Source organism: Pseudomonas sp. D(2018), assembly GCF_005502555.1.
In the GTDB taxonomy this organism is placed as follows: Bacteria; Pseudomonadota; Gammaproteobacteria; order Pseudomonadales; family Pseudomonadaceae; genus Metapseudomonas; species Metapseudomonas resinovorans.
Window position 1 is genome coordinate 52,199 of sequence record NZ_SCOK01000031.1, and the last position, 13,077, is coordinate 65,275.

The 13,077-nt window shown below is 61.5% G+C and carries 16 protein-coding genes; 2 read left to right on the forward strand and 14 right to left on the reverse strand.

What is annotated here, in order from left to right:
* Positions 1–51: 51 nt before the first annotated feature.
* The gene (locus tag FFS60_RS19035) at positions 52–690 is read right to left on the reverse strand and encodes a TetR/AcrR family transcriptional regulator (protein WP_028627858.1); all 639 of its coding nucleotides are present in this window, start codon (positions 688–690) and stop codon (positions 52–54) included.
* Positions 691–764: 74 nt separating this feature from the next.
* Between FFS60_RS19035 and FFS60_RS19040 the strand changes: the two genes are divergently transcribed.
* On the forward strand, positions 765–1,898 hold the full coding sequence (locus FFS60_RS19040) for an aminotransferase class V-fold PLP-dependent enzyme (protein ID WP_137822846.1): 1,134 nt from the start codon (positions 765–767) through the stop codon (positions 1,896–1,898).
* A gap of 246 nt (positions 1,899–2,144) precedes the next feature.
* Here FFS60_RS19040 and FFS60_RS19045 read toward each other — a convergent pair whose 3' ends face one another.
* The 13 genes from FFS60_RS19045 to FFS60_RS19105 all read right to left on the reverse strand — a co-directional run bounded on the left by FFS60_RS19045 (position 2,145) and on the right by FFS60_RS19105 (position 12,248).
* Positions 2,145–2,927: a TatD family hydrolase gene (locus tag FFS60_RS19045; RefSeq protein ID WP_137822847.1), complete on the reverse strand. Its 783-nt coding sequence runs from the start codon at positions 2,925–2,927 to the stop codon at positions 2,145–2,147.
* A 67-nt stretch (positions 2,928–2,994) separates the two neighbouring features.
* Positions 2,995–3,351 (reverse strand): PilZ domain-containing protein, encoded by a 357-nt coding sequence (locus tag FFS60_RS19050; protein ID WP_028627861.1) that lies wholly within the window; start codon positions 3,349–3,351, stop codon positions 2,995–2,997.
* 35 nt (positions 3,352–3,386) lie between these two features.
* A complete protein-coding gene (locus FFS60_RS19055; RefSeq protein ID WP_137822848.1) occupies positions 3,387–4,373 on the reverse strand; it encodes a DNA polymerase III subunit delta' in 987 nt (328 codons plus the stop codon).
* Positions 4,366–4,998, reverse strand: coding sequence for a dTMP kinase (gene tmk / locus FFS60_RS19060; RefSeq protein ID WP_028627863.1), 633 nt, complete (start codon positions 4,996–4,998; stop codon positions 4,366–4,368). Before tmk ends, FFS60_RS19055 begins: the two co-directional genes overlap by 8 nt.
* A 13-nt stretch (positions 4,999–5,011) precedes the next feature.
* Positions 5,012–6,046 (reverse strand): endolytic transglycosylase MltG, encoded by a 1,035-nt coding sequence (mltG, locus tag FFS60_RS19065; RefSeq protein ID WP_256658114.1) that lies wholly within the window; start codon positions 6,044–6,046, stop codon positions 5,012–5,014.
* A 6-nt stretch (positions 6,047–6,052) separates the two neighbouring features.
* Positions 6,053–6,868, reverse strand: coding sequence for an aminodeoxychorismate lyase (gene pabC, locus FFS60_RS19070; protein ID WP_137822850.1), 816 nt, complete (start codon positions 6,866–6,868; stop codon positions 6,053–6,055).
* Positions 6,868–8,112 carry a beta-ketoacyl-ACP synthase II gene (gene fabF / locus FFS60_RS19075; RefSeq protein WP_028627866.1) on the reverse strand — a complete coding sequence of 415 codons (1,245 nt, stop codon included), beginning with the start codon at positions 8,110–8,112 and terminating at the stop codon, positions 6,868–6,870. Before fabF ends, pabC begins: the two co-directional genes overlap by 1 nt.
* Positions 8,113–8,281: 169 nt before the next feature.
* Entirely contained in the window at positions 8,282–8,518 is a 237-nt protein-coding gene (acpP, locus tag FFS60_RS19080) for an acyl carrier protein (RefSeq protein WP_004422318.1), read from the reverse strand.
* A 191-nt stretch (positions 8,519–8,709) separates the two neighbouring features.
* Positions 8,710–9,453 (reverse strand): 3-oxoacyl-ACP reductase FabG, encoded by a 744-nt coding sequence (gene fabG, locus FFS60_RS19085; protein ID WP_137822851.1) that lies wholly within the window; start codon positions 9,451–9,453, stop codon positions 8,710–8,712.
* Positions 9,454–9,468: 15 nt separating this feature from the next.
* A complete protein-coding gene (gene fabD, locus FFS60_RS19090) occupies positions 9,469–10,407 on the reverse strand; it encodes an ACP S-malonyltransferase (protein WP_137822852.1) in 939 nt (312 codons plus the stop codon).
* 103 nt (positions 10,408–10,510) lie between these two features.
* A complete protein-coding gene (plsX, locus tag FFS60_RS19095) occupies positions 10,511–11,521 on the reverse strand; it encodes a phosphate acyltransferase PlsX (RefSeq protein WP_137822853.1) in 1,011 nt (336 codons plus the stop codon).
* Between the two features lie 3 nt (positions 11,522–11,524).
* Positions 11,525–11,707 carry a 50S ribosomal protein L32 gene (rpmF, locus tag FFS60_RS19100; protein ID WP_137822854.1) on the reverse strand — a complete coding sequence of 61 codons (183 nt, stop codon included), beginning with the start codon at positions 11,705–11,707 and terminating at the stop codon, positions 11,525–11,527.
* Positions 11,708–11,720: 13 nt separating this feature from the next.
* The gene (locus FFS60_RS19105; RefSeq protein ID WP_028627871.1) at positions 11,721–12,248 is read right to left on the reverse strand and encodes a YceD family protein; all 528 of its coding nucleotides are present in this window, start codon (positions 12,246–12,248) and stop codon (positions 11,721–11,723) included.
* Positions 12,249–12,356: 108 nt separating this feature from the next.
* Between FFS60_RS19105 and FFS60_RS19110 the strand changes: the two genes are divergently transcribed.
* Positions 12,357–12,935 carry a nucleoside triphosphate pyrophosphatase gene (locus FFS60_RS19110; protein ID WP_028627872.1) on the forward strand — a complete coding sequence of 193 codons (579 nt, stop codon included), beginning with the start codon at positions 12,357–12,359 and terminating at the stop codon, positions 12,933–12,935.
* The last annotated feature ends 142 nt before the right edge of the window (positions 12,936–13,077 follow it).

Consider the following 13,077-nt stretch of genomic DNA (forward strand, 5'->3'; position numbering starts at 1 on the left):
GCGGCCGGCAAGGCACATATCCGGGACCGCGTTATAGGCGCACTGAATACGTCAGCTGGCTGGCGACTCGGTTTCACGCTTGCGCTTGTTACCCATGCGCACACCGATGTCCATGAGGAACTGGAAGAAACCTTCCTGATCTTCCAGCACGTTGCTCCAGAAAGGCGAGTGGTAAAGCGCGACGGCGCCATGTACCAAAGCCCAGGCGGCGCAGTAGTGGAAGTACGGCGGCACATCTTCCAACTTGCCTTCAGCGATACGCCCCTTGATCAGCAGGGTCAGACGCTCAAAGTTGGATGCACGAATCTTGTGCAGCTGCTCGACCATCTCGGGCACCTGGCTGTTCTTCACGACCTTCTCTTCCAGACGATCGAACAGGCGATAGCGCTGTGGGTCACGCATGCGGAACTCGAAGTAGGCCCGCGACAGCGCCTCCTTGTCACGGTCAACATCGGCGGAATGGAACAACGCGTTCAGGTCGCGCTCATAATCGAGCATCAGGCGCAGATAGATCTCCGCCTTCGACTTGAAGTGCTTGTAGATGGTGCCTTTGCCGATACCCACTGCGTCGGCGATCATCTCGACGGTAACGCTGTCTTCGCCCTCTTCCAGGAAGAGCTTGAGGGCGGTGTCGAGAATTTCCTGCTCGCGGCGGCGGAACTCACGGACTTTACGGGGTTCTTTCTGCATAAAGGGACTGTGGGGTCAAAAATCAAGCCGCGTATTATGCCTATCTGGCGTAAAAATGCACGGATCATCCGACTATGAGCTTATTGCAAGATGAGTTTGCCCACGCCGATGGGCTCCGATATCTCAACCATGCCGCGGTTGCTCCCTGGCCGAAACGCGCGACCCGTGCGGTCCAGAGCTTCGCCGAAGAGAACTGGCGCCTCGGCGCAAGAGATTATCCAGACTGGCTGACAGTAGAGCGTCGCCTGCGCGAACGCCTGGCCAAACTGCTGAACGCATCAACCACCGCTGATCTGGCGCTGGTCAAGAATACATCGGAAGCCCTGTCTTTCGTTGCCTTTGGTCTGGATTGGAGGGCAGGTGATCAGGTGGTCATCAGCAACCAGGAGTTCCCCTCCAACCGGGTCGTCTGGGAAGCGCTGAAACGCTACGACGTGGACACCGTCCAGGTATCACTGGACGGCAGCGATCCCGAAGGCGCCCTGCTCGCAGCCTGCGGACCACGCACCCGACTTCTGTCCGTCAGCGCCGTGCAGTACGCCAGCGGCCTGCGCCTGGACCTGCAACGCCTCGGCAAGGAATGCCGGCAGCGCGGCGTACTCTTCTGTGTCGACGCCATCCAGCAGTTGGGCGCCCTGCCCTTCGACGCCCAGGCCATCGATTGCGCCTTTGCCATGGCCGATGGTCACAAGTGGATGCTTGGCCCGGAAGGTCTGGGAGTCTTCTATTGCCGCATCGATCTGCGTGAGCAACTGAAACTCCATGAATACGGCTGGCATATGCTGGAACACCCAGGCGACTACGAACGCGCCGACTGGACACCGTCCCGCACGGCTCGACGCTTCGAGTGCGGCAGCCCGAACATGCTCGGTGCCATGGCGCTGGAGGCAAGCCTGTCGTTGCTGGAAGAGGTCGGCATGGAGCAAGTGGCGGTCGCGCTGGGGGAACGCGTGCAATGGCTGCAGGAGGGATTGGCGAAGATCCCCGGCACACAACTGTTGAGCCCACTGAATCCGGCGCGGCGTGCCGGCATCCTCAGTTTTCGGCTGGACGGTTGGGACAATCAGACGCTGTTCGAGCAGCTGCGAGCCAAGCAAGTGGTATGTGCCCAACGGGGCGGCGGCATCCGCTTTTCGCCGCACTTCTATACCGAACCCCGCGTGATAGACGAAACCCTTGCGCTACTGCGCCAGATGGCAGACGCATGAGGACTCAGCCGGTGCCGCCGTATTCCAAATAGGTTTAAGAATCGCCTTCGGGCTATCTGGACGCTTGGAGATATTGGCCAATACTTCTCTTACTGGCGTGTGGCATCTCCCCCCAAGTGCCCAGCCAGTCGAGGAACCGTGGATCGCGTTCCTTTGTTTTACTCCTAATGGTCTTGACCCGGATTCATCCCCCAGAACCCGGGTTTTTTTTGTGCGCAGCTTTTTCAGTTACTCGCTGCGCTCTTCTCAGCCGCGTTGCGCGAGTGGGAACAGGCGCAGGTAGTTCTCGCTGGTCTGCTCGGCAAAAGCTTCGAACGATACCCCACGCAAATCGGCAAGGAACTCCGCGACCTCACGCACGTACTGCGGCAGATTAGACTTGCCCCGGTAGGGTACGGGCGCGAGATAAGGCGAATCGGTCTCCACTAGCAGGCGATCGGACGGGACCTGACGTGCGACTTCACGCAGGGCGTCGGCATTGCGGAAGGTGACGATGCCGGAAAGGGAGATGTAGAAGCCGAGGTCCAGCGCAGCGCGGGCCATATCCCAGTCCTCGGTGAAGCAATGCAACACGCCGGCCTGAGGCAGCGCTGCTTCGCGCAGTAGCGCCAGCGTATCGGCGCGGGCTTCACGGGTATGCACGATCACCGGCTTGCCGGTCACCTTCGCCGCATCCAGGTGCAAGCGGAAAGCCTGCTGCTGGAGCTCGGCAGCTTCGGGCTCGTAGTGATAGTCCAGGCCAGTCTCACCAATGGCCACCACGCGCGGATGCTGCAGCTCACCCAGCAACCAATCGAGTGCCAGGGATTCGCCCGGCTGCAGATCCAGCGGGTGAACGCCAACGGAGCAGTGCACGTCCTCATAACGCTCAGCCAGGGCCTTCACGGCAGCGGCATTCTCGGCACTCACGCCGATACAGAGGAATTGGCCAACCCCACGGGCGCGGGCAGCTTCAAGGGCAGCATCGAGAGAACCATCATGGGCGGCCAGGTCGAGGCGGTCCAGGTGGCAGTGAGAGTCGATCAGCATGGTTCAGGCTCCAGGCGCAGGCGCCAAGCTTCAAGCCTGTTGCTTGCAGCCCGGACCTGACGGCCGGTTACATCGTATGGGTGGGACGGTCGGACTTGAGGGCGCCGGCGAGGTAAGTCTCGATCTTGTTGCGCGCACCGCTGTCGCCGTCGTTGAACTGGACGCCGATGCCCGCTGCACGATTGCCCTGGGCGCCCTTGGGAGTAATCCAGACCACCTTGCCGGCGACCGGAATCTTTTCTTGCTCGTCCATCAGATTGAGCAGCATGAACACTTCATCGCCCAGCTTGTAGGTCTTGTTGGTCGGGATGAACAGGCCACCGTTCTTGATGAACGGCATGTAGGCGGCATACAGCACGGACTTGTCCTTGATGGTCAAGGACAGAATCCCGTTACGCGGGCCCAGGTTTGGCGGCAAGCTCATGCGGATATCCTGACAAGCGGGTTCAGCCACCGATTCTAGCCCGGCCCGGGCAGGCTTGCCCACTGCACCAGAAGCGCTTCGAGAAGCAAGACACGGTTGAGGTTGGCCTTGTTCAGTACTTTTTGCCGCTGTTGCAGCAGCCAATCCTGGACCGCGAGGACCTTGTGCTGCGGGGCCTTGTCGGCGAGGTACTGCACCACCTTGCGCATATCGTTCAGTCCCAGCCCCGTCTCATCGCGGGTGAGCTGGTAGCGCAGCATCAGTTGAGTCCAGTCGCAGAACCAGTCGAACAGCAGGGGCAGCGGCACGGCGTTCCACCCCTCCGCCAACTGGCTGGCGCCGACTTGCTGCTTGAGCAGCTTCTTCACACCTTCCACTACATCGGCACGCTGGCTGCGAACGCCTTGTCCTTCCAGACGCAACGCCGAGAGCGGCGAGCCACCCGCTAGAACCAACAGCTCTCGCAGGTCCTCGGGCATTGCATCAGGCAGTGCAGAACCCAACCAGGCCAGGCTCTGAGCTTCACTGGGCAGCGGACAGGCCTGTTGTATGCAACGGCTCTTGATGGTCGGCAGGAGTCGGCTGGGCTGGTGACTGATCAATAGCAGGACAGTATCGCCAGATGGCTCTTCCAGGCTTTTCAACAGCGCGTTGGAGGCATTGATGTTCATCGCCTCCGCCGGCTCCAGAAGCACCACTTTGCGCCCCCCGAGCTGCGCAGTCTGGACTACGAACTCCACCAACTCACGCACCTGATCAACGCGGATGGCCTTGTCGACTTCCTCCGGCTCCAGGACAAAGGCATCCGGGTGGGTGTTGGCCGCCAGAAGAAGACACGCCTTACACCGACCGCAGGCGTCGAGCCCGGCCGGGCTCTGGCAGAGCAAACGCGCCATCAGGCGCTCGCCTAGCGCACGCTTGCCGATGCCGGACGGCCCATGCAGCAGATAGGCATGAGCGTGACGGGGTCGACCTGCCAGCTGTTGCCACAGCGCTTCCTGCCAGGGATAGGCATCAGCCATGGCAGCGCTCCAGCAGCTCGGGCAGCAGTTTATCGAGATTGGCCTGCACCTCGGCCAACGGCAGCGAGGCATCGATCACTTTGTAGCGCTCCTCTGCGGCACGAGCGCGCTGAAGATAGGTCTGGCGCACAGCCTCGAAAAAGCTACGCTGCTCCTGCTCGAAACGATCGAGACGACCACGAGCTGCAGCTCGACTCAGACCAATTTCAACCGGCAGGTCGAAGACCAGTGTCAGATCTGGACGCAGGTCGCCCTGGACGAAACGCTCCAGAAACGCAATGCGCTCCTCGGGCAAGCCGCGCCCTCCACCCTGGTAGGCATACGTCGCGTCGGTGAAGCGGTCGCAGAGCACCACAGCGCCACGTGCCAGTGCCGGCTTGATTACGCCTTCCAGGTGCTGGGCGCGAGCCGCGAACACCAACAACAGCTCGGTATCGACGCCCATGGTTTCGTCGCTAGGGGTCAGCAGGAGCTCACGGATGCGCTCGGCAAGCGGCGTACCTCCGGGCTCGCGAGTCAGTACCACTTCGACGCCGTGGTTACGCAGGCGCTCGGCAAGGTACTCGCGGTTGGTGCTTTTTCCGGCGCCTTCCGGGCCTTCCAATGTGATGAACAGACCGCTCACTGGGTGTCCTTATTCATTGCGGGGCCGGGCTGGAGCGGTAGCCGTTGCGGCGCTTCAACTGGAAGTCACGCACGGCCTGGTTGTGCTCGCCCAGGGTCTCGGAGAATACATGGCTGCCGTCGCCGCGGGCGACGAAGTAGAGGCTTTTTCCTGCGGCGGGGTGCAGCGCGGCGTGAATGGCCTCGCGCCCGGCGAGGGCAATCGGAGTCGGCGGCAAACCACTAATGACATAGGTGTTGTAAGGCGTCGGCTCACGCAGGTGGTCACGCGTCAGGTTGCCGTTGTAGCGCTCGCCCAGACCGTAGATCACGGTCGGGTCAGTCTGCAGCAGCATGCCAGTATTCAGACGTCGCACGAAGACGCCGGCGATTTGCCCACGTTCGGCCGGCACACCGGTTTCCTTCTCCACCAGGGAAGCCATGATCAGTGCCTGATAGGCGTCGCTATAAGGCAGCCGGTCCGCACGCTTGCCCCACTCCTCGGCCAGGACCTGATCGAGGCGATCGCGCGCCTGCTTCAACAGGTCGATATCGCGCATGCCGCGCACATAGCGGTAGGTATCAGGGAAGAAGCGGCCTTCCGGATACTCCCCTGGACGGCCGAGACGAGCCATCAGCTCGGCGTCGCTGACATTGGCCAGGGTCTGTTCCAGTTTGGCTTGCTTGGCGAGTGCCGCGCGGACCTGACGAAAGTTCCAGCCTTCCACCAGCGTCAGGCTGTACTGCACCACTTCACCCCGCTGCCAGAGCCCCAACAAGTCACCAGCCTGCATGCCGGGTGTCAGGCGATACTCGCCGCTGTGCAGGGACGCGTTGGCCAGGTTGAAGCGCCAGTACTGACGCAACCAGAAGGCATTGTTCAGTACCCCCTCTTCCTCCAGGCGATTGAGCAGGCCGCCGGGCGTGGCACCAGCCGCCACATCCAGCATCCGCTCGGCGGAGATGTTCAGGGGTTGTTCAAGGGTGACGCGCTGCTGCCAGCCGGCGAAGGCTACCAACAGGCCGGCAAGAAGCAGGCCTGCCTCCAGCATCAGCAGGAATTTGCGTATCACGAATCAGATGTCCAGTAGATCGCGGGCGATGGCCTGAAGTTTACGGGTCAGCGGCCCGACCGGCCAGTGATGGCCTGTTACAGAACGCACCGGCCAGATACCGAAGAGGCTGTTGCAAAGAAAAACCTCATCGGCACTGAGGAACTCGTCGAAGGAAATATCCCGCACCTCGACCTGGATTCCTGCCGCTCCGGCGCCGTCCAGAAGCGCCGCACGCATGACACCGGCGACTCCAGAACGGCAAAGATCCGCCGTGATCAGCACGCCATCACGCGCCATGAAGAGATTGCTGAACACCCCTTCGATCACGCGGCCGGATTGGTCGCGCATCAGGCCCTCGGCGTACTCGCTGCCCTGCCATTCGGCGCGAGCAAGGACCTGCTCGAGTCGGTTCAAGTGCTTGAGTCCAGCCAGGAGTGGCTGCTCGGCAAGGCGGGTGGAGCATGAAAAAAGCTGGACACCCTGCTCCCAGTTACCCTCCGGATAGCTCGGAAAGGGGGCGCTCTGCAGGATGCGCCGCGGCAACGCAACCGGTGGCGGCGCATAACCGCGCAACCCTTCGCCGCGAGTGATGATCAGCTTGGCAACGCCCTCACCCAGCCCAGCCGTGAAGGCCAGCAGCTCAGTGCGCATCAATTGGAAATCGAGGGGTATACCCAGGCGTCGACAGCCTTCAGACAACCGCGCCATGTGGTATTCGAGAAGCGGGGGCCGCCCAGCGCGCACGGCGATAGTCTCGAAAAGCCCATCACCGTAGGCCAAGCCGCGGTCCTTGATAGACAGCGACTCGGCCGGGTGGCCGTCGACCCAGTCCGGCATCAGCCCTCGAACCGACGGAACACCAGGGAACCGTTGGTGCCGCCAAAGCCGAAGGAGTTGGACAGCACCACATCGATGGGCATGGAACGCGCTTCGTGAGGCACGAAGTCGAGGTCACAGCCCTCGTCCGGCTCTTCCAGGTTGATGGTCGGCGGCGCCACCTGGTCCTGCAGAGCAAGCACACTGAAGATCGCCTCAACGGCACCAGCCGCACCCAACAGGTGACCAGTCATGGACTTGGTGGAACTGACCGCAAGCTTGTAGGCGTGATCGCCGAACACCGACTTGAGCGCCATGGCTTCAGCCACATCGCCCGCCGGTGTCGAGGTGCCGTGGGCGTTCACGTACTGCACCTGGTCGGCATTCAGGCCCGCATCGCGCAGGGCATTACGCATGCAACGGGCAGCGCCAGCGCCGTCATCCGGCGGCGAGGTCATGTGATAGGCATCGCCACTCATGCCGAATCCGATCAGTTCGGCGTAAATGGTCGCACCACGAGCCTTGGCATGTTCCAGTTCCTCCAGCACGAGGGCACCGGCGCCATCCGACAGCACGAAGCCGTCACGCCCCTTGTCCCAGGGACGACTGGCCCGCGTCGGATCATCATTGCGGGTGGACAGCGCTCTAGCTGCGCCGAATCCGCCTAGACCCAGCCCGCAAGCAGCCATCTCGGAGCCACCAGCGATCATCACGTCTGCCTCGCCATAGGCGATGTTGCGTGCGGCCATGCCGATGCAGTGGGTGCCAGTGGTGCAAGCGGTCGCAATGGCGTAGTTCGGCCCCTGGATACCCAAGTGGATCGACAGGAATCCGGACACCATATTGATGATCGAGCCAGGTACGAAGAACGGCGAAATCCGTCGCGGCCCCTGCTCGATCAGGGATTTGCAGTTGTTCTCGATGTTGGTCAGACCGCCGATGCCCGAACCCATGGCGACGCCAATGCGCTCACGGTTAGCGTCAGTGACTTCGAGGCGCGAGTCGCGCACTGCCTGGAAGCTCGCGGCAAGACCGTACTGGATGAACAGGTCGAGCTTGCGCGCCTCCTTGGCCGACAGGTACTCCTCGACATTGAACCCCTTGACCGAACCACCAAAGCGGGTGGAGTACGCAGAAAGGTCCATATGTTCGATCAGGCCAATGCCACTGCGGCCAGCCAGAATTCCCTGCCAACTGCTCGGTACATCGGTACCCAGCGGCGACAGCATGCCCAGGCCAGTGACTACGACGCGTCTACGCGACACAGCGCTCTCCTTCTTCAATCTCTACACGGCGGTTGATTCGGATTAACAGACTGTTGAAAAGCCCGGCAGGCAACGTGCAAACCGCGGATTTTCAACAATCGGCTTAAAGAAAAGCCGCACGCCCAGTCGGGTCGTGCGGCTTTTCCGCGTCGGGGAACCGACGACTACATTACTGCGCGTTGGCGTTGATGTAGTCGATGGCTTCCTGAACGGTGGTGATCTTCTCGGCTTGCTCGTCCGGGATTTCGGTCTCGAATTCCTCTTCCAGAGCCATCACCAGCTCAACGGTGTCAAGGGAGTCGGCACCCAGGTCTTCAACGAAGGAAGCGCTGTTGGTTACTTCCTCTTCTTTGACGCCCAGTTGCTCGGCGACGATTTTCTTGACGCGTTCTTCGATGGTGCTCATACCGTGTTTTCACTCCTATGGAAAAGTCCGTGCAGCTGGGGCTGCAGTGTATAGAAAGGGTTTTCCGCATTTCAAGCAGAACGCCTGAACCCCTTCCGGATCGCTGCAACGAAATGTCTATAACCCGGCTGCACTTATATAGCGAATTCTAGACAGCCCATATGACAGCTTTCTGAAGGGATTCGTCACATTCAGCTCATGTACATGCCGCCGTTGACCGGAATAGTGGCGCCGGTGACGTAGGCAGCGCCGTCGGAAGCGAGGAACCCCACCACCTTGGCGATCTCTTCGGCCTGGCCCAGACGGCCCAGCGGAATCTGGTTCAGCAGCGCATCGCGCTGGGCTTCCGGCAGCTCGCGAGTCATGTCGGTATCGATGAAGCCGGGGGCCACCGAATTGACGGTAATGGCGCGCGAGCCAACTTCGCGCGCCAAGGCGCGACTGAAGCCTTCGAGGCCAGCCTTGGCAGCCGCGTAGTTGGTCTGACCGGCGTTGCCCATGGCACCCACCACCGAACCGATATTGATGATGCGACCCCAGCGAGCCTTGGTCATGCCACGCAGCACGGCCTTGGACAGGCGGTACAGGCTGTTGAGGTTGGTATTGATGACGTCGAACCACTCGTCGTCTTTCATGCGCAGCATCAGGTTGTCGCGGGTGATGCCGGCGTTGTTCACCACGATCAGCGGCTGACCCAGGTGCTGCTGAATGTGCTCCAGCGTGCTGGCAACCGACTCATCGCTGCTGACATCCAGAACCAGGCCTGCGCCTTCGATACCGTTGTCTTTGAGGAACTCGGCGATGCGCTCGGCACCGGAAGCAGAGGTCGCGGTGCCGATCACCACGGCGCCCTGACGGCCCAGTTCGAGGGCGATAGCCTGGCCAATGCCACGGCTCGCACCGGTGACCAGTGCCACTTTACCTTGCAGACTCATAGGTCTTCTCCTTGTTCAGGCCAGCGCAGCACGGGCGGCCGCGAAAGCATCAGGGGTATCCAGGTTGTGGGTGTTGACACCCTTCACGCAACGCTTGTTAAGGCCCGAGAGCACCTTGCCGGGGCCGCACTCGATCAGATCAGTGACGCCGCGCTCGGACAGGCTGACCATCGATTCGACCCAACGGACCGGGCTATAGAGCTGGGCCAGCAGATCGCGTTTGAGGTCCGACAGATCGGCCACCACAGCAGCGCTGACATTTTGCACCAGCGGAATCTGCGGCGCCTGCCAATCCAGGGCCTCAACCGATTCTGCGAAGCGCTCGGCAGCCGGCTTCATCAGCGCGCAGTGGGACGGCACGCTTACCGGCAACGGCATGGCCCGCTTGGCACCGCGAGCCTTGCACGCCTCAATGGCGCGCTCGACCGCAGCAGCAGCACCAGCAATGACCACCTGGCCAGGGGCGTTGAAATTCACGGCACTGACCACTTCACCCTGCGCGGCGTCAGCGCAGGCGGCCAGCACGTCGGCATCTTCCAGGCCAAGGATCGCGGCCATGCCGCCCTGCCCTGCCGGCACGGCCTGCTGCATCAGTTGGCCACGACGCTCAACCAATCTCACCGCATCGGTGAGACCCAGGCTGCCAGCGGCTACCAGGGCAGAATATTCGCCCAGGCTGTGACCAGCGACATAGGCTGGACGGGCGCCGCCTTCAGCCAGCCAAAGGCGCCACAGGGCGATGGAAGCAGTAAGAATGGCAGGCTGGGTTTTGTCGGTCTGGTTGAGTTGCTCTTCCGGACCTTGCTGAGTCAGCGCCCAGAGATCGTAACCGAGCGCCTCGGAGGCTTCGGCAAAGGTATCCAGGACCAGCTTGTGCTGGCCCCCCTGCTCGGCCAGCATGCCCAGAGACTGGGAACCCTGACCGGGAAATACGAAAGCGAGGGATGCGGACATTGAGTGAGGTCCCTTATCTGACGGTATAGGGAGATTGACGCCTGGCATAGCCAAGCGCACGAAACTGACATTTGGATGACAGGCTGCCGATAGCGGTCACATCCTACAGCAACAGATGTTCCAGACGGCCGTGAAGGCGCTGCGGCAGATTCTCGCGCACCTCGATCAGCGCCCGGCGAATGGCGCTCTGGAAACCTTCCGCACCAGCCGAACCGTGACTCTTGATGACGATGCCCTGCAACCCCAGGAAACTTGCCCCGTTGTGGCGCGCCGGCGTCAGGTCGGTGCGCAGGCGACGCAGCAGCGGCAAAGCCATCGAGCCAACCAGGCGAGCCCCCAGGCTTTCGGTAAAGAGCGCCTCGATACGCGCAGAGATCATCGAGGCCAGACCTTCGCTGGACTTAAGCAGGATGTTGCCGACGAAACCGTCGCAAACCACTACATCCGCCTCACCGCGATAGAGGCCATCACCTTCGATGTAGCCGATGTAATTGAGACCTTCGGCCTGCTGCAACAGGCTCGCCGCAAGTTTGACCTGCTGGTTGCCCTTGATGTCTTCAGTGCCGACATTCAGCAACGCAACGCGCGGACGGGCGGTGCCCAAGGTTTCGGCGGCGACTGCCCCCATTACGGCAAACTGGTATAGATGCTCGGCACTGCAATCGACGTTAGCCCCCAGATCCAGCAGATGACAATGACCACGCGCCGTGGGAATGGCACTGACCATCGCCGGGCGATCAATTCCAGGCAGGGTCTTCAACACATAGCGGGACAGCGCCATCAGGGCGCCCGTATTGCCAGCACTGACACAAGCCTGGGCGCGTCCTTTACGAACCAGCTCCAGGGCGACGCGCATCGAGGCATCCGGCTTGCCGCGCAAAGCTTGTGCCGGGCGCTCGTCCATGGCGATCACTTCACTGGCGTGTTCGATCTCCAGGCGCTGGCGATAGACCGCAGGAACGCGGGCGACAAGTTCTTCAAGAAGGGGGGCTTGGCCGACGAGGACCAGGTGAAGCGAGGGGAACTCAGCCAGACAGGCGACGCTGGCTGGAACAATGCAGCGGGGACCGTAGTCCCCGCCCATTGCATCAATCGCGATGATCGAGGCGGCCAAGGATTACTCAGCAGCGCCCTTGTCGATCACTTTACGACCGCGGTAGAAACCGTCCGGGGAGACATGGTGGCGCAGGTGAACTTCACCGGTGCTCTTCTCTACGGACAGGGCGCTGGACTCGAGGGCGTCGTGGGAACGGCGCATATCGCGTGCCGAGCGGGATTTTTTGTTCTGCTGAACAGCCATAATCAATTAACTCCTAAACGTTTGGGTCACGCTTTAACTGCGCCAGTACGCTGAACGGGTTGGACCGCGAAACCTCGTCCACGCTCGGCTCGGGCTCGTTGGTGCCCGCCGGCTGCTGGCAATCTTCAGGGTCATGGGCCGGAACTATGGGCAGGGCAAGCAGCAGCTCATCCTCGACCAGAGTCATCAGATCCAATGGATCCTCCCCCACTTCCAGCACGTCATAGCCCTTCGGCAGCGACTGACTGTCAGCCCCTTCCCGCACCACCGCGTAATCGCACTCGCTGTGGATGTTCAGGGTGACCAGCTCTAGACAACGCTGGCAAACCATCTTGACCTCAACATCAATCCGGCTGTGGATGACAACAGCGCGGCGCTCGTCACGACCAAACGCGAGGCTCGCACGGATGCTGCCTGCGTTGCCCGCAAGAGGTTCGCAGAGTCGCTCCAGGCGGGCGAGCGCAATGTCACCATCAAGAGTGACTTCGCGGTCCGCCAACTTGCGCGGATCTACATGAGGTGGAATCGGCCCATTCAACATAGGCGCGACATTCTAGGGATGAGCCCCTGCCCTGTCAAAAGAATTTCCGCATTGCCCATACACGAAAGGCCTCTATAAAATTTCTCGCCCAACAATCCGGAGACCGCCATGCTGCCCCTGGTGCTCGCATCCAGCTCCCCCTACCGCCGCGAACTGCTCGAACGCCTGCGCCTACCCTTCACCTGTGGCGCTCCGGACATCGACGAACGCCGTCAACCACATGAATCCGCCGAACAACTGGTGCGCCGCCTAGCCCTGGAGAAAGCTCGCGCCATTGCCCCACAGAATCCGAACCACCTGATCATCGGCTCCGACCAGGTTGCCGTACTGGGCGAGCAGATCCTCGGCAAACCCCACGACTTCAAGCGCGCCCGCGACCAACTACAGCGCGCTAGTGGCGCCAGCGTCAGCTTCCTGACCGGCCTCGCCCTACTGAACAGCGCCACCGGCCAACATCAAGTCGACTGCGTACCGTTCACCGTGCATTTCCGCGAACTGGACGCCGCACGCATCAGCCGTTACCTGGAAGCAGAACAACCCTACGACTGCGCCGGCAGCTTCAAGGCCGAAGGCCTAGGCGTCAGCCTGTTTCGCTCCACCGATGGCACGGACGCCACCAGCCTGGTCGGCCTGCCGCTTATCCGCCTGGTGGACATGCTACTCGCCGAGGGCGTTCAGATCCCCTGAGCCCATATAGAAGGAAGAAAGCCCGACATTCCAGACTGTGTGAAAACCTAGCCGTCTGAGTCGAAGCTGAAGACAATGCCCGTATCGATCGATACGGGCATTGTCGTTTATGGGCTACATCCAGGGAGAGGCGCGCGGTCAG